The organism is Neobacillus phoenicis (genome assembly GCF_047302305.1).
GTDB lineage: Bacteria > Bacillota > Bacilli > Bacillales > Cytobacillaceae > Neobacillus.
In genome coordinates, this window is record NZ_CP154847.1 from 4,023,589 (window position 1) to 4,041,093 (window position 17,505).

Genomic DNA, 17,505 nt, shown 5'->3' on the forward strand with positions numbered 1-17,505 from the left:
GATTTTCGAAATCAGACCATGATAAAATCTGAATAAGGGATGGTGGGATGATGGAATGGTTTGGCCGCAGCAATAAAAACTATGACTTCGATATGTTTACGACTAGTCATTTTATCGTACTAGCTATTTTAATTATTGGTTCAGTATGTATGTTTCTTTTTAGAGATTCTCTTAAAAATAAGAAAATGCGGCAGGCTGAAATTGTTTTAGCAATCTCACTTATAATAATGGAAGCCACTTATCATTTTTGGATGATCATTAATGGCAATTGGAATGTCACTCATTCCATTCCACTTGAGTTGTGCAGCATCAGCTTAATGTTAACTATCGTATTGCTGCTAACAAGAAAAAAGATAATCTATGAGATTTTATTATTCACAGCCTTACTGGGTGCATCTCAAGCATTATTAACACCATTATTAAACTATGACTTCCCACATTTTCGATTCTTTCATTTCTTTTATACGCACTTAATGATCATTTGGGTGCCCTTATATTTCACCTGGGTACTAGGGTATCGCCCGACGATCTGGTCAGTCGTAAAGTTATTTGTATTCTTAAACGTGTTGATGCCAATTATTATGCTAATCAACAAACTGGTGGACGGGAATTATATGTTCTTAAGTCATAAACCAGATAGCGCGAGTTTATTGGATGCGCTTGGACCTTATCCGTGGTATATTTTATCATTAGAGGGATTGTTAATTTCACTAAGTTTAATCGTTTGGCTTATATTCCGTAAAAAAGCTGTAAAACAACCAGAAGTATCCAGAAACCTGCCCATTAACTAACGTTATTATTGACCTTTTTTGATTAACTGAGTATAATAAATTACGTTCCTATTAAGTCCCAATAGCTCAGTAGGATAGAGCAACAGTTTCCTAAACTGTAGGTCGGAGGTTCGAATCCTCTTTGGGACGTCTAAAAACCCTTGCAATGCAAGGGTTTTTCTGTTTTATCTGTTATTGTTGAAATTATAAACAGCTAATTTGCCACCAAACCCAACCTATTACCATCAAATAACACAATATATGCCCAATAAAGATTTAAGAAACCAAGAAAGGCAAATTTCAAGTATACTTAACCCACTAACACCATTAGACTTCATTTTCACCTCGTGCCGTGTTCCTAACTTTTAATATAAATGAGAAAGGGGAATAAAAAAAGGGTACATTCGGCTGACTTATGGACGAGTAGAAACCAACCTGATCGGAGATGGAATATTAAGGTTGAAAAAATCAATTCTTAAATTGCTTCGTTATTAAATTGACAAACTCGACAATTATCTATATAGGTAAAAAACATGAATAAATAGAAATAAAAACGCAAGAGCTATCTAAGCCTTGCGTTTCTTCTTAACTTCATATGGCTTTGTAATAGAATATTAAAAGTAATTATTGAAAAAAGTGGATGTGAATAAAAGATTCAAATTGGATCTTTTTAAAAATTTCAAAATCTTCTATGATTAAAGAACAGTTTCTATTGCAACCATTATATAAAGGTATAAATACGAGCGAATGGAACTAATAGAGGAACTTTTAACTAGGAAGGGGCATAATTTATGGATCGTACCAAAGAAAAAAGCATATGGAGAAGGAATATATTATTAGATATAAATACCAAAAATATAGCTGCGGGGACTGTTGCAGGAATATTCGTGATAACAGGACCAACGGCTCTAATACTAGAAGCTTCATCAAATGGAAATTTTAGTGCAGCACATACCATACTATGGATATTTGCCGTTTATGTATTCGGAGGCTTATTAGGAATTTTATTACCATTATACTATCGAATTCCTATCGTCGGAGGTCACTCCTTAACAGGAGCTGCATTTCTTGCCACAATGACAAACCAGTTTACTTTCAATGAATTAATAGGGGCATACATAGTTTCAGGGCTGTTGTTGTTATTCGTTGGATTACTAAGTTTTTTTTCAAGATTAGTGAATTTGGTACCTAGGGAAATTATTTCGGCAATGCTGTCAGGAATGATTATGAAATATATGGTGAATTTTATTATTTCCACAACCCAACTTTTGCTCGTTGGGACTATTTCTTTGATCACTTTTTTTGTTTTTAGTAGATGGAAGACAAAAATTCCTCCTGTCATTGCAGCAATTGTCATCGGGACGATTGTACTATCCCTAACCTATCCCATAAATATAGGTGATTTGGTTCCAGGAGAGTTTTTTCCACAAATTCAACTACCGAATTTTAATCCAGTCAGCTTTCTTTCTGTATCAATACCACTTGCATTACTAATTTTAAGTAACGATGTGGCAGTTGGGATAGGTGCATTAGAACAAAATCATTATCATACTCCCATTAATCGAATTGTTTCCTTTAGTGGAATATTTTCTGTTATCTCGGGCTTCTTTGGGGGGCAATCGGCAAATATCGCCGGTATGGCAACCGTGATTTGTTCGGATGAAGAGGCAGGTCCGAAGGAAAAAAGATTCATGGGTGCAGTTGTTTCAGGTGCTCTCTTATTAATCTATGGCCTATTTTCATGGAAACTCGTTCCTTTTATTCAAGCCTTACCGAAAGAATTTATCTCCATCATTGTTGGATTTTCACTTCTTGGAGTGTTCAGCAAAAATATCCATCAAAGTTTCTCTAGTCCATCAATGAAAATAAGCACAACATTCGCCTTAATTATTGCATTATCCAATATTACAATATTAAATATAAGCTCTCCTATTTGGTCCTTATTGATAGGTACTGTAATTGCTAGATATATTGAAAAGGATACAATCGGGAAAATTGAGAATGATGGAAAAAGAACAGCTTAAAATCTAATCAATCCGTTAACTATACAGAAAATAACATTTTTCGAAATCTATTTTTAACACCTCAAAGAGAAAAAGAAGGTCCTCTAATTACAGGAGGATCTTATTTTTATTATTCCTAAATTTTCTGTATATCAATTACTTAAAATAAGGCAGACCTATAGAACTAGGCTAAAAATCTGGTTGAAATTAAAAAGGTTGCACACAATGTAAATGTGAACAACCTTAATTAATCTATTAAACCTTTTTATTGCAAAATAGAGCCTAAAAGCTGATTTTATTTTGTATTATGAGCATTCAAAAATTCATTATCAGCTTCTATGCTACCTTTCATGATAGCATATGTCGCCCAAACACTTCCAATAACATAAGCAACAGCAAATAGATATACAAAAAACATGTGAACTCCCCCTTTACTCAACAAACTATTAAATAAGCATGCAGCTTTTCGTTAATATTATTTGACTATAATCTTCTCAAACCACTTTACTTTTTCCCTATTAACCAGATGGTCATAAACAATGACATCTGAGTTTGAATACATTCCATTCCATCTGCCCAATCTAATAAAATAACAATCAAGGTGGTTAACTTGCATTGTCCTCTCTTCTATAATAAAAATTTTGAGAAAAACGGACCATCCAATATCAATGTATTTTGACCATCCATTTTACTACGATATAAAAATCCGCCAACGACAAAAAGACGTGAATTTCACGCCTCATTTTATAGTTGATTATTTAATATTTTTTCCCTATCCTCTGTAAAGCGCCCATACACCCCTTAATACAGGCATATCTTATTCGTCCTGCCTACAATAAATTTGTTACAAACTTATACCATTACAAGGTTTGTTGAAAGTAACACGGTAGTAACGGGATAGCTCCATAATCATCGCTCCCATTCTTTCATGTTCAGGGACAAACATATTCTTAACCCCTTCTTCTCTTAAGGCTTCTGCAGTGATTTTTCCAACAACAACAGCAAGTGTGTTCAGCTTAAAAGAAGTTAAAAGCCCTTCCATGCAATCCTTCTCCCTAGCGAAGTCAAAAAGTGAACGGACTTGAATGGCAGTAGTAAAACAAATGGCATCGAACTTTTCTTCCAACAGCTCTTCACATAATTTTGAAACTGTTTCTGTTTCCGGGGGAATATGCTGGTATGGAAGTATGAATAATACATCTGCGCCTTTTTCTTCAAGAAATTTAGTTAAAGCTGGCGCTTTTTCACCATGGAGTTGAACCATTACTCTTTTTCCAGAAAAATCAAAGCGCTCTAATGATTTTATTAAACTCTCGGTTGTACCATTTTCATCTACTGCTGTTGGCATAATCCCTAGTTTTTTTAATGAGAAAGTGTTTTATACCCTCTAGAAGCAGTCAGAGATTGTTGAATCATGTTTATAAACGGTTCTTTTATCCCCTGTTTCTCGGCTATTTCCAACAAAGTTTGTGTTCCAATTCCTGTTGTAAAAATTGCCCAATCTGTCCCCTTCTGTATAAGTTTCTTAAGATCCGGTCCTACTTCTTTTTCGGCTAAAAATATAGTACCTTGAAGTGAACGGACGATTGGGACTCCTCCCTGTTTTTTAATAAGCGTACTGATTTCTTCTATATTACGCGATGCACTTATAGCAATACGTTTCCCCGCTAACCCTTTTACCATATTATGACCTTCTTTCTGTTTAATTTGTATTATTAAAAATAGATGAGAAAGTTAACAGAGTGTCTCTAATTGCATTATTGTTGGGCTTAAATTTACTAAGAAATAAGACTCTCTTAACCTTCTAAACGTATCACTCCCTTGCAAATATGCTTGCCCACCTGAATAAAGCATTTCTGCATGTACTACTTCCAGGGTTAACTTAGCTATATCAAGTCGGGTTAATAATATTTCCTTCCCTTTACTTCTTAAATCTTCATCGCGAGCATATTCATATGTTCTGTTTCGTACGATTTGTAATTTATTAATCAAATCTATGAGCTGAGGTTTTATAAGCTTATTTCCTTCTTTATTTTTTATATGACCTTTTTCAATGGATTCAATAGCAGCCTGTGAAACTCCTATTCCTAAAGGTATTTGGTAGAGTGCTAATGTTGGTCGAACTTTTGGTATAAATTCGTCTGCTTCTTCGGAGATAACCCATTTATCAGGGATAAACACGTTATTAAAGAAACAAGCGTATGTTGCACTTCCATTTAATCCTATATAATTTGTTTTACTTTCTAAAATCAATCCTTCTACATTGACGGGAAGCGTACAGATGATTCGTTGGTTTTCATTTAGAGATGCAAAGATAACAAACCAATGATCATTATCCAAATTAGACACGCTAGGTAAGCTTCCACTTATCGTGTATCCCCCATCTGTTCTTTTCGCTGTTAGTCGGATCCTTTCCAGTCCGGCATAATATTTAATAGCGTTTGATAATCCAGTTCCAGCAAGTACGTCACCTGATTCAAATAATGGTAGTAAGTGGTTGTTGATATATGGGTTGTTGCTTAACCTAAAAGACGCCAAAGCAGCCAAATGACACCATATTGTAAAAGCTGACGTCATACAATACTTTGCCGTTTCTTCTATTATATATATCTCTCTACAGCGGACATCTTCCTTCTGTAAAAAGTTTGAAGTAAAAAAACCCCCTTTACCCACTGCACTCAGAAATTCCTTTGGATAATAAGCCTCCTCATCAATTTGTTTAATATATGGTTTTAGATGTTGATTAATTATTTGATTTAATACAACATTCTCAATTTTTTTATCCACATTACCGCTCCTAAAAATTGTAATTATTTTTGTTAAACATATATTAATTCCTCTAATTATTTTATAACATTAATATCATTGATAATATCGTCATATGGAGTCTTAATACCATCATAACTTTTGACTACTTTTCTATTTTGATCTACTAAAAAGAAAGAAGTACCATGAATCACTTGGTTTTCATTATCTGGTTTTTTTACAATTGTTTTAAAATTTTTCAAGGCATACTCCTCGATAAATTCTTGTGTATATCCAGTTAATAGATACCAATGCGTTAGATCTCCATTAAATTTCATGACATATTCTTTTAATTTTTCTGGTGTGTCTACTGTTGGGTCTACACTAAATGAAACAATATTCATGTCTATGTCTTTTTCTTTCAACTTCTCTTGTAGTTTAGACATATTTGCTGTCATAGACGACATACTGTTGTACAATTCGTAAAGATAAAATCGGCAACCCATACTTTCCCTTTTAAATCTGATAAATTTATATTGTTTCCTTCTTCCGTTTTAGATGAAAAATTATTTAATTTCCAATTCAGAGGATCTTTTATCCCTTCGCGGCAACTTGTTAGTATCAAAATAAAGAGAAAAGATACTGTAATAATCCTAACTATTTTCTTCATAAATTTATCTCCTTTTTCAAATAAGTAAATAAGCCGATTTCCTATTAAAAAGAAAACGGCTTTATTACTTAAAATAGATATATGGTGCTATTTCTACCAAATTGTGCTCTCTTGTTTTTCTTTGTTAACTAACAATTTAAAAACATCTGGTCTTGCATAATGACCAACTGGATCAAAGTCAAATTGGCTGTATGCGATTTGTTTCATATCAAGGTCAGCAATGATGATATCTTCTTTTCCCCAAACAGGTTCAGTAATGTATTCACCCAAAGGTACAACAATTGCACTTCCTCCATTACACATCACTTCGGGAGCGGACTTTAAATCATCATAACAAGCTAAATCTTCAGGATACATATCCTTCGTTACATATTGATTGCATGACAGAACAAAGCATCTTCCTTCCATTGCAATATGGCGAATGGTTGACTGCCATGACTCCCTAGCATCTGCAGTTGGTGTAATATAAAGCTGAACACCCTGAGCATACATGGCTGCCCTCGCTAAAGGCATATAATTTTCCCAACAAATCAATGCACCAATCTTTCCATAGGGTGTATCAAATACAGGGAGTGTACTTCCATCGCCCTCACCCCAAACTATTCTTTCTGCTGCAGTGGGTTTTAATTTACGATGTTTACCTAAAAGCAATCCATCTGGACCGATGAAAATAACTGAACAATAAAGTGTTCCTCCACTATTTTCGCTATCTCGTTCAATTACTCCCATAACAAGGTAAACGCCAGCATCTCGTGCGGCTTCCCCAAGTATTTCTGTCGCTTCACCTGGTACAGGAATCGAGTTCTCGCAATATCGATACTAGTCTTTCCTACCGTCTTCCGTACGGCTTCCAATAACCATACCAAAAGATAAGCCTCTAGGATATGCAGGGATAAAGGCCTCAGGAAAAACAACAATATTGGCCCCTCTTTCTCCAGCTTCCCTTATTAATCTTACTGATTTTTCTATGGTTGCGTAAAGATCCATTAGAATGGGAGCAGTTTGAATAACAGCAACCCTTACACTTTGATTTGTATTCGCCATATTTAAAGCACCTCTAGTAGATATTTAACAAATATGATAATAGAAAGATCATTAAAACAGACCATCCAAATACAATGAAATTCACCCATCCAATTCCCTTGTTCTACTAATTTCCTTCAAAATGGAAAAATAAGATATTCCTTTTATTCCTTATACAATTGTAATCATTTAATTTTTGACAATTTCGTGAACAAAGTTTTGACAATTTTGTGAATAAAGTGAATAATAGTTTGTAAGAGTAAATGTCTAATTTACAATTTTCCATTACAAAAAATTTCTTCTTCTGAATTATCCAGTTCATTTAATTTTTTCAATACTGCATTCGCAAAAAGGTGGTATATGATGAAAACACGTTTGAAAATTTTAAACGCAACAAAATGGACCGGCAGTATAACATTCATCACAGGTATAATGATTTTTTTATATGGAATATTAAGTGATTTTAGTCCAGTAATTGGTATTGGGATCGGAACTATTATAGGAGCAGTTGTTTTCTTCCTTATGGGAATGTTTTTTATTGCAACAGAGGAGATGGTAGAAAACACTTCCAAAGGAATTGAGATTCCACCAGCAAAATCGCGGAATGGTTTGTATTTAGTAAAAAAATAAAACATGACTAATAGCACTCTATGTAAATAAAAGAAAAGAGGAGCGTTAAAAAACGCCCCTATCTACTTACATATCCCATAGGAAAATTAGCAATGTACCAAAAACTGTGATTAAGGCCATGCCAATCATAAAATAAACTTTCCCGTAAATATACCATTTATCTTTTGTTTCTCCAGCGTGCATGAATACAATAAATTGAAGGAGAGCTTGGGAAAATGCAGTAATTACAAGTACCGTTATACCTGCTGCAAAAGATAAATCTAAAAAGTGAACTGCTAGAGCGACTGCCGTTAGAACAAGGGAAAAGACAAATCCCATTATTTGATTTCGCGGGAATAATTCGCTCATATTACATCATTCCTTTCAAATAGATGAAGCTAAAAATAAAAATCCAAACCACATCTAAGAAATGCCAGTAAAGAGAAAAGATAAATGATTTATTGGCTGCTTCCGGTGTCAGGCCCCATTTTTTTATCTGGATAATTATAGATGCTCCCCAGAAAAAACCAAAAGAAACGTGTGCACCATGAGTTCCTAATGTAGTCATCAAAATGGCGGTAAATGCACTGGTTTGCAGTGTTGCTCCTTCATGAATATACGTAATAAATTCATCTATTTCAAAACCCAGAAAAACTAGACCAAGAAGAAGGGTAATCACAAAAAATGTCAACATTGCTTTTTTGCGTCCGATACGCATTGCATGAATGCCGAGCCCAATTGTAAAACTACTTGTCAATAATACCAATGTTTCAATTAAAACTGGTGTCATCTCAAAAATTTCAGCGCCGCTGGGACCATTTCCAACTCTATGCTCTAACGTAAAATAGGAAGTAAAAAGAGTGGCAAATAACATTATTTCAGCTGCTAAGAAAACCCAAAAGCCAAAAATATTCAGTCCGTTTTGTTTTGTACTATATTCTAATGGTAGCGAGTGATCGATTTTCATTAGTTAGCACCTCGCAATTTTGTTTCAGTTTCTTTAATTTCTTCAATAGAAATATAACGACCATGATCTTTTTCAAATGAACGATGGAACATAAATGCAAATATAGCAATGGTTGAGATAATCGCTGTAATCCACAATGAGAATATTAACGAGAATCCCCATACAAAGAATATTGCGCTCATAATAAATGGAACTCCACTGTTATTTGGCATATGGATTTTTTCTATTTTGCCCGAAAAAAGCTTATGACCTTTTTTCTTAGCATCCCAGAATGCCTCACTAGAAGCAACATTCGGGGTAATAGCAAAGTTATATTCCGGTACAGGAGTAAGTGTAGCCCATTCAAGTGAACGCGCATCCCATGGATCTGCACTGATATTTCTAGGTGAATAACGTACACTGTAGTAAACGTTATATACGATTAAAACAAAGGCTATCGCCATAAGACTTGCACCGAAAAATGAAACCATATTTAATGGTCCAAAGCCAGTTGCCTCAGAATAGGTGTACATACGGCGTGCTTGTCCATCTAAACCTGTGATGTACATGGGGAAGAACGCTAAACAGAATCCGATCGATAGAAACCAAAAGGTCCACTTACCAATTCTTTCATTCAGCATAAAACCAAACATCTTTGGCCAATAGTACGTAAGTCCGGCAAGCATGGCAAATACCACGCCAGGGATAATTGTATTATGGAAATGAGCAACTAAGAACATAGTGTTATGATATTGATAGTCAGCTGCAGACATTGCAAGCATAACCCCTGTCATACCTCCAATGACAAAAAGCGGAATAAAACCAATCGAATAAAGCATTGGAACAGTAAAACGAATCTTACCTTTCCACAATGTGAATAACCAGTTAAAAATCTTTACCCCTGTCGGCACCGAGATAGCCATAGTGGTGATGGAAAAGAAGCTATTTGCAAGTGCCCCTTGACCCATTGTAAAGAAATGGTGAGCCCAGACCATGCATGAAAGTCCTGAAATAATAACCATGGAGGCTACCATCGATTTATAACCATAAAGGTTTCGGCCAGCAAATGTAGAAATAATCTCACTATAGATCCCAAATGCAGGCAACACTAGGATATAGACCTCAGGATGTCCCCAAACCCAGAAAAGGTTGGCCCAAAGCATATCGACCCCGCCATTTGTTGTTGAAAAGAAATGTGTACCAAACAATCTGTCCATTGTTCCCATCGCAAGTGCAACTGTTAAGACTGGAAAGACTGTTACAATAATAAGATTTGTCACTAATGAAGACCAAGTGAACATCGGCATTTTCATTAAATTCATGCCAGGCGCTCTCATCTTAATAATAGTGGTAATCATGTTAATACCTGTCATAAGTGAACCTATGCCGGATATTTGAATGGATAACATATAATAGTTCGTTCCGACCGACGGACTAAATTCATTCCCAGCAAGTGGAAAATATGAAGTCCATCCTGCATCTGGTGACCCTCCGACAACAAAGGAGATATTAAATAGCATCGCTCCAAAGAAGAATAACCAAAAGCTTAAGGCGTTTAATCTTGGAAAAGCAACATCACGCGCTCCAATTTGTAATGGAACAAGATAGTTCATAAAAGCAAAGATAAATGGCATGGCCATAAACATTAGCATGATAACCCCGTGTGTTGAGAAGACTTCATTATAATGTTGTGCATCCAGCAATTTATTATCAGGTACAGCGAGTTGTGCACGCATCATAATTGCGTCCACTCCACCCCGGAATAACATAATTAAGGCAGAGAGTAAATACATAATACCTATTCGTTTATGGTCAACCGTGGTTAACCATTCACGCCATAAATAACCCCATTTTTTAAAATAGGTTATACCCACAATTATGGCGAACATTGTAAGGCCAATGGCCACCATTGAAGCATAAATCGCCAAACCTGGATGCGGAACTGCAAAACGGTCAAAGAATTCCATCCTTTATTGACTCCTTTCGGGAAATGAATCGAGTTTATTTAACGCTGAATAATTATTGATAATTTTCGTTTTTTGAAGGTTTCTATTTTGTACCTTGGGTGTTACCTTCTACCGATCTGAAGAACCGCTATTGTATGGCCCTGGTGCAGGACTAAATCCTAAATGTGTACCTGTAAATGTCATCTGTCCAAGATGCCCAGGTTTTAATAAATTCTCAAATTTTTTCTCTGTTAGTGGTTCAGCCGTTTTCTTTACATCTTTTACCCAGTTATCAAAATCTTTTTGAGACACTGCTGTAACATTAAAGGTGTTTTCAGCGAATCCCTTACCGCTGAAACTAGAGTTACGTCCCGTCATTTCACCAGGTTCATCAGCAGCCAAATGTAATGTCGTAATCATATTCGACATTGCATATTTTTGCCCGCCAAGTTGCGGAATCCAAAAACTTGTAATTGGCCCATATGAATAAAGTTTAAATTCAATAGGACGATCGGTTGGGATATACAAATAGTTAACTGTTTCAATATTTTCTTCTGGATAACTAAAATGCCATTTCCAGTCTGATGATGATGCATATATAACTATTGGTTCTTTATCTTGATATGCTATTGGCTTTGCTTCCACAATATAATTACTTTGAACAGATACAATTGATAAGTACGCAACAATAATCACAGGAATACCCACACAGATTGCCTCGACCCAATTCTTTCCTTCAATGTGAGGTGGTTCGTAGTCCGAACTTTGATTTGAAGCACGATACTTGACTAACATATAGATCAAAATAGCAAAAACAACAATCACAATAACTGACATAATACCTATGGATAGAATAATATCATTGGCTTGCCTTTGGGCTTGAGGTCCTTTTGGATCAAAAACCAATAGCGGCTCGCATCCTGTAAGCACTGTGATAATAGTTAAAACAAGTATTAATAAAGCAGGTTTAAACTTCATTCTAGTACCCCTTTCTTTTTTTTATTTGGCTGTGTTAAAGGTTATTGTTGATTTTGCCACTCTGTTGATTGGAGCGGAAATCAACAGACAAGTTTAACACAGCCTTTTATTTAATAAGATTTAACGTTTCATAAAACGTGAATTATTTCACAATTGTTTTCAAATAGAAATCTTAAATATATATCTATAAAACAGCTATATAAATCATATCTTTAATCCAAATATCTTAACTGCTGAACTTGTACCAATTCTTGATGCCCCTGCATCAACCATAGCCTTAATATCATCCGAATTACGGACTCCTCCTGATGCCTTAACGCCAATATTTGGTCCAACTGCTTTCCTCATGATTGCAACGTCATCAACAGTTGCTCCGTATAAAGAAAAGCCTGTTGAAGTTTTAACATAGTCTGCACCAGCTTTTACAGAAATTTCGCATGCACGTACTTTTTCTTCATTAGTTAATAAACAGGCCTCAATAATTACTTTTACTAAAGCCTTCCCTTTAGCAGCGTCCACAACAGAACGGATATCTTTTTCAACTAGTTCATCATTTTTATCTTTTAAAGCTCCAATATTAATGACTGTATCTATTTCCGCAGCTCCGGATTCAATCGCATTTTGGGTTTCAAATGCCTTTGTCTCAGGTGTACTAGCTCCTAAAGGGAATCCAATAACCGTACATACATTTACATCAGAATCATGTAATAGTTCCGCAGATAACCTTATCCATGTAGGATTTACACAAACTGAAGCAAATTTATATTTTTTTGCTTCTTCACATAATTTAATGATTTCTTTTTCCTTTGTATCTGGCGCCAGTAGTGTATGATCAATAATGTTTGTATAATTCAAACTTATCACCTCGTAGAGTATTTTTTTATTATTAAAAAACAATTCTTAAACTAATAAAAATTAAGATTAGTGTTCTGTTTCCCATGTTTATTTAATAGCTTTATGTTCTCTTATAACACGTATTGTTTTTAGTTCATCATCCTCTGCACCTTGAACAGGAAGACCAGCTTCGATATTTTTTCTGGTATAGATTATATTATCTTCTGTGATTATTTCTCCTGGTATAAAGATTGGGATTCCTGGAGGATATACCATTACAAATTCCGAAATGATTCTTCCAGCAGACTGTTCAATTGGAATCACTTCTGTTTTCTCGTAAAAAGCATCGCGCGGTGTTAAAGCTAACGAAGGAATCTCAGGTAACAAGACGGAACTGTCTACATTTGCATCTGCTTGATTCTTATATTCTAGTGAAAGTTGTGATAAGGCCTGTACAAGTGTCATCAAATCTTCTTCAGAGTCCCCTGGTGTCACAAGACAAAGGATGTTGTAAAGATCAGATAATTCGACTTCAATATTAAATCGATTTCGAAGCCATTTTTCAACATCGTACCCAGTAAGCCCAAGCTCCTTTACTGATATTAATAGCTTGGTAGGATCTATCGCCACAGCTGCGCTTGATTCCAGGATTTCTCGACCCATACAATATAGATGGTCTATTTCATTAATCTTTGAACGTGTTTTTTCTGCTTTTTTAATCGTGTCCTCCAGCAGCGCTTGCCCTTCCGTTACTAATGATTTTCTGGCCACATCTAAAGAAGCTAATAAAATATAAGAAGTAGAGGTGGTTGTAAGCATACTTAATACAGATTGGACGCGTTTAGATGATACTAGGTTACCGCGTAGGTTCAAAATAGAACTCTGAGTTAGAGATCCTCCTAATTTATGCACACTTGTTGCAGCCAAATCAGCCCCGGCCTCCATAGCGGATAAAGGTAGTTCCCGATGAAAATGAATATGTGCCCCGTGCGCTTCATCTACAAGTACAGGTATATTCCTAGAATGAGCAATCTTCACTATCTTTCTTAAATCTCCCGATACACCATAATACGTAGGATTGATAACAAGAACAGCTTTTGTTTCAGGATGCAGTTCTAATGCTTTTTCAATAGAATCTGGTGTAATTCCATGAGAAATACCAAAGTAAGGGTCCACTTGAGGATGAATAAAAATCGGGACGGCACCAGAAAAAACAATCGCACTCATGATGGATTTGTGAACGTTTCGTGGAACTAAAATTTTATCCCCTGGACCGCAAACAGACATGATCATCGCCATAATGGCACCACTAGTCCCCTGTACAGAGAAGAAGGTATAATCTGCACCAAATGCTTTGGCCGCTAACTCTTGTGACTGTTTGATGATTCCTTTTGGGAGGTGTAAGTCATCAAGAGGCCCTATGTTGATTAAATCGATTGAAAGAGCATTTTCACCGATAAATTCTCTGAATTCAGGATCCATTCCGTTCCCTTTTTTATGACCGGGAATGTGAAATTGGATCGTTTTTTTTTCTGCATGTGTTTTTAGGGCTGTAAATAATGGTGTATCATATTGGTTTACCAATGTGTAACACACCCTTTCTCATCTTAAATTTTGTAAAGTCATAGTTGTAGTAGATGATTAAAACTTTCTTCAGACAGGTACTTTCCTACATAAAAAGAACCAAACTCGCCAAATCGGGCACTTACTTCATCGAATCGCATTTCGTAGATTAGTTTTTTAAATTGAATTGGGTCCTCCCCAAATAATGCTACGCCCCATTCATAATCATCCAATCCGACAGATCCTGAAATGATTTGCTTTACCTTACCGGCATATTTTCGGCCAATTAAGCTATGGCTTCGCATCATTGACTTGCGTTCCTCGGTTGATAACATATACCAATTATTACTTCCACTGCGTAGCTTATTCATCGGGTAGAAACAAATATATTTTACATTAGGAACTTTTGGATACAAACGTTCTCTGATTTCAGGTTTAGCATAGGGATCTTCCCCTTTTGGAAGATAATTACTTAGTTCGACTACTGAAACATACGATGTAGTTTGCACGGTATACTCAGCGAATTTAGTTTTATTAAATGCTAACTCTATTTGAGTTAGTTCATCAAGGGTGGGACGGAGAAACATAAACAAAATATCAGCTTTATGTCCCAATATTTGATATAAAGCCTGACTACCTTCTCCTCGGTCTTGAATACCACTCCATAGATTCCACAAATCAATTAACTCTTTAACCACCTCTTGACGTTTGTCGTCATTTAAAGACTTCCAGCTTTTCCAGTCAAACTTGCGGAAATCGTTTAGGCAGTACCATCCTTCTAATGTTTCAGTTACATTAGACATTGTTTTCATCTTCCTTTGTTAATAAATCTTTTATACCCATATAAATCAATTCAAAGAGTTCTTCCAAATCTTCTTCCTCTACACAAGAAAAGGCGATTCTTAAGTCCGTTGAGTTAATGGCTATTGTGCCTACTCCATATTGATTTAGCAAATGAAGTCTTAACTCAACCGCATCTACATCTTTAAGTTTTAAACACATAAAATAACCTGAATTAAATGGATAGAAACTCAAAACTGACTGATACTTTTTATTTTGGACAATCTTTTTAACCTTTAGGGCTCTTCGTTTCATTACTTCATGCTTTTCATGTTTTTCAACTTCAAATTGATTAGATTGCAATGAATGTAAAATAATTGTCTGCGACAGATGCGAACTACTCGAAATCGTTCCTCTGATTAAACCTTTTGTCTTTTGCTCTAGTACATCTAATATTTCAGGGCTTTCGGAAGCAAAAGTTAGGAATCCCACTCTTAGCCCCCAAACGTAATTCTCTTTTGTTGCCCCGTCCACTTTAATTGGTAATAAATTCGGATGAAGCCCAGCTAATCTACCAAACAAAGATTCTTTAACTGAATTCTCATAAAACAGACCAAAATAGGCATCATCGAGGATTACAGCTACACTGATACCTGCTTCTGCAGCTTCTTTTAATACCGAAACAATCCCTTGGACTTCTTCTTCACCTGGAGTATATCCTGTCGGATTGTTAGGGAAATTAAGTAAGACGATGGCTTTACCTGCATCCTCTTGTTCCATTAATCTTTCCCTTAATGCCAGAACATTAAATTTATTTAACTCATCAAATAGGGGAAAAGTCTTAAGTTCGCCCCCTCTTCGGATGTGAAAAATCGTCTGATAGTTCCCCCAATATTTATCTGGAAGGATGATCACGTCATTTTCATCAACAAAAAGATCAGCTGCTATGCTCAACCCGTGGGTTAACGCATTCGTTGTAATTGGCAAACCCATATGTTTTTCCTTTAAGGAAGGATTATCTCTTAATAATTTCTGTTTCCATTCCAAACGTAAATCTAATTTCCCGGGTGGTGGGGCATAAGGGTATACATCATCAGGTGAATACCCCTGTAAAGTTTCTTGTATATGCTTAAAATGCATAGGTGCATCGTTTTCAGTTGCAATTCCTATCGTTGCATTAAAACGTGTAGCTTTTTTGCTGGCTTCAGCACTTTGGCTTAAGATTCCTTTTGGATAATATAGCTTTTTTCCCAAATTAGATAATAATTGATAGATAATTGGATTATATTTTAATAATTCATCGTTTAGCTTCTTAGCAAGTTCGTTCATTTTACTTCTCCTTTAAAGTTAACTAACCTTAATTTTAAGAGAATGGAACTAATGGCTTCTATTAATATTGTATTCTCTTCCTCTGTACCAATAGATATTCGGATATGTCCCGGCAATCCCCAAGTATCTCCATAACGCACGATAACACCTAGAGCCAAAAGCTGTTGATAAACCTCTTTTGCATATGCTCCAAATTCAATTAAAATAAAATTACTCATGCTTTTTGTATACTTTATCCCAAGTTCTGTCAGAGCATTGTAAAGCTGTTCACGACCTTTGGTATTCACTTGTTTTGATTGATTAACATGTTCCTTATCTGTTATAGCGGCGGCGGCGGCTGCCTGTGCAAGACTATTAACATTAAATGGTTCTTTGACATGAAGAATGCTTTGGATAATGGATTCTGGTGCCACACCAAAACCAACCCTAACCCCAGCAAGACCATAAATTTTAGAAAAGGTTTGTAAAACTATAATGGGATCATCAGAACGAACAAACTCCAATCCATTTGTATAATCTTCATTTGTAGCAAAATGACTATATGCACTATCAAAAACAACTAAAATATTTTTAGGCAGTGAATGAAGTAGCTTTTCTAGCATCGACTTTGGCATGTAAGTACCTGTTGGGTTATTAGGAGAACAGATATAAATTATTTTTGTATGTTCTGTCACTGCTGCTAAGATCGTTTCAATATTAAATTGATATTCATCATCAAGCGGTACTGGAACGACCTTTGCACCCATTAGCTGTGCACCAAAATCATATTCACTAAATGAAGGAAAAGGGACAATAATCTCATCACTCGGTTCAAGATAGGTTTCAGAAATTAATGTAATTAATTCATCTGCTCCGTTCGTAATGATTAATTGTTCTGTATTTATAGCCAGGAAAGAAGCAATAGTCTTTTTTAACTCGACGGCATGTGCATCAGGATAACGATTCAGTTCATTCAGTATGTTAGAGATGGCTTCAATCGCTTTCGGTGAAGCGCCAAGGGGATTTTCATTAGATGCTAATTTGATTACTTGTTGCAAGCCTAATTCCTCTTTTACCTCCCACAATGGTTTACCTGGTGTGTAGGGCTTAATACTTTCTAACGCCTTACGTTTCAAAATCTGATTCATTTGAAACACAACCTTTCCATCAAACGTGATAATTGTGAATCAATTCACACATTTACATAAAAACTTCATATAACATCTACATAAAAAGACATATAAGAATCCACTTCTCCATATTATCGGATTTTAAATTTTTATGACCATCCAATGAACTACTTTTTTCACCATCCATTTGATGTTTATCA

At 35.5% G+C, this 17,505-nt stretch carries 15 protein-coding genes, 1 tRNA gene and 3 pseudogenes; 4 read left to right on the top strand and 15 right to left on the bottom strand.

The features are described from left to right. Positions 1–47: 47 nt before the first annotated feature. The 3 genes from AA0X95_RS20680 (at position 48) to AA0X95_RS20690 (ending at position 2,794) form a co-directional block, all read left to right on the top strand. The gene (locus tag AA0X95_RS20680) at positions 48–791 is read left to right on the top strand and encodes a TIGR02206 family membrane protein (RefSeq protein ID WP_413301155.1); all 744 of its coding nucleotides are present in this window, start codon (positions 48–50) and stop codon (positions 789–791) included. A gap of 55 nt (positions 792–846) precedes the next feature. Continuing rightward, positions 847–920: transfer RNA gene (locus tag AA0X95_RS20685), tRNA-Arg, on the top strand. A gap of 641 nt (positions 921–1,561) precedes the next feature. Beyond that, the gene (locus tag AA0X95_RS20690; RefSeq protein ID WP_413301157.1) at positions 1,562–2,794 is read left to right on the top strand and encodes a benzoate/H(+) symporter BenE family transporter; all 1,233 of its coding nucleotides are present in this window, start codon (positions 1,562–1,564) and stop codon (positions 2,792–2,794) included. A gap of 274 nt (positions 2,795–3,068) precedes the next feature. Here AA0X95_RS20690 and AA0X95_RS20695 read toward each other — a convergent pair whose 3' ends face one another. From AA0X95_RS20695 to AA0X95_RS20720, 6 genes and pseudogenes are all read right to left on the bottom strand, one after another. After that, complete coding sequence (locus AA0X95_RS20695) at positions 3,069–3,191, bottom strand: hypothetical protein (RefSeq protein ID WP_413301159.1); 123 nt, start codon at positions 3,189–3,191, stop codon at positions 3,069–3,071. Positions 3,192–3,248: 57 nt separating this feature from the next. After that, positions 3,249–3,389, bottom strand: a complete 141-nt coding sequence (locus AA0X95_RS20700) for a hypothetical protein (protein ID WP_413301161.1) — start codon at positions 3,387–3,389, stop codon at positions 3,249–3,251. Between the two features lie 228 nt (positions 3,390–3,617). Further along, a pseudogene (locus tag AA0X95_RS20705) lies at positions 3,618–4,456 on the bottom strand (uroporphyrinogen-III synthase). A 51-nt stretch (positions 4,457–4,507) separates the two neighbouring features. After that, entirely contained in the window at positions 4,508–5,560 is a 1,053-nt protein-coding gene (locus tag AA0X95_RS20710) for an acyl-CoA dehydrogenase (protein ID WP_413301163.1), read from the bottom strand. Positions 5,561–5,616: 56 nt separating this feature from the next. Next, a pseudogene (locus AA0X95_RS20715) lies at positions 5,617–6,188 on the bottom strand (SCO family protein). 93 nt (positions 6,189–6,281) lie between these two features. Continuing rightward, positions 6,282–7,232 (bottom strand): annotated as a pseudogene (locus AA0X95_RS20720) (carbon-nitrogen hydrolase family protein). 339 nt (positions 7,233–7,571) lie between these two features. Between AA0X95_RS20720 and AA0X95_RS20725 the strand changes: the two are divergent. Continuing rightward, positions 7,572–7,841 (top strand): hypothetical protein, encoded by a 270-nt coding sequence (locus tag AA0X95_RS20725; protein WP_413301165.1) that lies wholly within the window; start codon positions 7,572–7,574, stop codon positions 7,839–7,841. A gap of 66 nt (positions 7,842–7,907) precedes the next feature. Here AA0X95_RS20725 and qoxD read toward each other — a convergent pair whose 3' ends face one another. The 9 genes from qoxD to hisC form a co-directional block, all read right to left on the bottom strand. Beyond that, positions 7,908–8,189, bottom strand: a complete 282-nt coding sequence (gene qoxD / locus AA0X95_RS20730; RefSeq protein ID WP_413301167.1) for a cytochrome aa3 quinol oxidase subunit IV — start codon at positions 8,187–8,189, stop codon at positions 7,908–7,910. A 1-nt stretch (position 8,190) separates the two neighbouring features. After that, a complete protein-coding gene (qoxC, locus tag AA0X95_RS20735) occupies positions 8,191–8,787 on the bottom strand; it encodes a cytochrome aa3 quinol oxidase subunit III (RefSeq protein ID WP_413301169.1) in 597 nt (198 codons plus the stop codon). After that, positions 8,787–10,733, bottom strand: a complete 1,947-nt coding sequence (qoxB, locus tag AA0X95_RS20740; RefSeq protein WP_413301171.1) for a cytochrome aa3 quinol oxidase subunit I — start codon at positions 10,731–10,733, stop codon at positions 8,787–8,789. Before qoxB ends, qoxC begins: the two co-directional genes overlap by 1 nt. 108 nt (positions 10,734–10,841) lie before the next feature. Next, a complete protein-coding gene (gene qoxA / locus AA0X95_RS20745) occupies positions 10,842–11,690 on the bottom strand; it encodes a cytochrome aa3 quinol oxidase subunit II (RefSeq protein ID WP_413301173.1) in 849 nt (282 codons plus the stop codon). Between the two features lie 204 nt (positions 11,691–11,894). Next, the gene (gene deoC / locus AA0X95_RS20750; protein WP_413301175.1) at positions 11,895–12,545 is read right to left on the bottom strand and encodes a deoxyribose-phosphate aldolase; all 651 of its coding nucleotides are present in this window, start codon (positions 12,543–12,545) and stop codon (positions 11,895–11,897) included. An 87-nt stretch (positions 12,546–12,632) separates the two neighbouring features. After that, complete coding sequence (locus tag AA0X95_RS20755; protein WP_413301177.1) at positions 12,633–14,108, bottom strand: aminotransferase class I/II-fold pyridoxal phosphate-dependent enzyme; 1,476 nt, start codon at positions 14,106–14,108, stop codon at positions 12,633–12,635. A gap of 38 nt (positions 14,109–14,146) precedes the next feature. Then, on the bottom strand, positions 14,147–14,890 hold the full coding sequence (gene hemQ / locus AA0X95_RS20760) for a hydrogen peroxide-dependent heme synthase (protein WP_413301179.1): 744 nt from the start codon (positions 14,888–14,890) through the stop codon (positions 14,147–14,149). Continuing rightward, complete coding sequence (locus AA0X95_RS20765) at positions 14,883–16,196, bottom strand: aminotransferase class I/II-fold pyridoxal phosphate-dependent enzyme (RefSeq protein ID WP_413301181.1); 1,314 nt, start codon at positions 16,194–16,196, stop codon at positions 14,883–14,885. The genes hemQ and AA0X95_RS20765 overlap by 8 nt, the downstream gene beginning before the upstream one ends. Further along, entirely contained in the window at positions 16,193–17,323 is a 1,131-nt protein-coding gene (hisC, locus tag AA0X95_RS20770) for a histidinol-phosphate transaminase (RefSeq protein ID WP_413301182.1), read from the bottom strand. Before hisC ends, AA0X95_RS20765 begins: the two co-directional genes overlap by 4 nt. Positions 17,324–17,505: the final 182 nt, after the last annotated feature.

Bases quoted from the DNA above. Each gene is read 5' to 3' on its own strand.
- AA0X95_RS20680 (WP_413301155.1), top strand. From the start codon at position 48: ATGATGGAATGGTTTGGCCGCAGCAATAAAAACTATGACTTCGATATG.
- AA0X95_RS20690 (WP_413301157.1), top strand. From the start codon at position 1,562: ATGGATCGTACCAAAGAAAAAAGCATATGGAGAAGGAATATATTATTA.
- AA0X95_RS20695 (WP_413301159.1), bottom strand. From the start codon at position 3,191: ATGTTTTTTGTATATCTATTTGCTGTTGCTTATGTTATTGGAAGTGTT.
- AA0X95_RS20700 (WP_413301161.1), bottom strand. From the start codon at position 3,389: ATGCAAGTTAACCACCTTGATTGTTATTTTATTAGATTGGGCAGATGG.
- AA0X95_RS20725 (WP_413301165.1), top strand. From the start codon at position 7,572: ATGATGAAAACACGTTTGAAAATTTTAAACGCAACAAAATGGACCGGC.
- qoxD (WP_413301167.1), bottom strand. From the start codon at position 8,189: ATGAGCGAATTATTCCCGCGAAATCAAATAATGGGATTTGTCTTTTCC.
- qoxC (WP_413301169.1), bottom strand. From the start codon at position 8,787: ATGAAAATCGATCACTCGCTACCATTAGAATATAGTACAAAACAAAAC.
- qoxB (WP_413301171.1), bottom strand. From the start codon at position 10,733: ATGGAATTCTTTGACCGTTTTGCAGTTCCGCATCCAGGTTTGGCGATT.
- qoxA (WP_413301173.1), bottom strand. From the start codon at position 11,690: ATGAAGTTTAAACCTGCTTTATTAATACTTGTTTTAACTATTATCACA.
- hemQ (WP_413301179.1), bottom strand. From the start codon at position 14,890: ATGTCTAATGTAACTGAAACATTAGAAGGATGGTACTGCCTAAACGAT.
- AA0X95_RS20765 (WP_413301181.1), bottom strand. From the start codon at position 16,196: ATGAACGAACTTGCTAAGAAGCTAAACGATGAATTATTAAAATATAAT.
- hisC (WP_413301182.1), bottom strand. From the start codon at position 17,323: ATGAATCAGATTTTGAAACGTAAGGCGTTAGAAAGTATTAAGCCCTAC.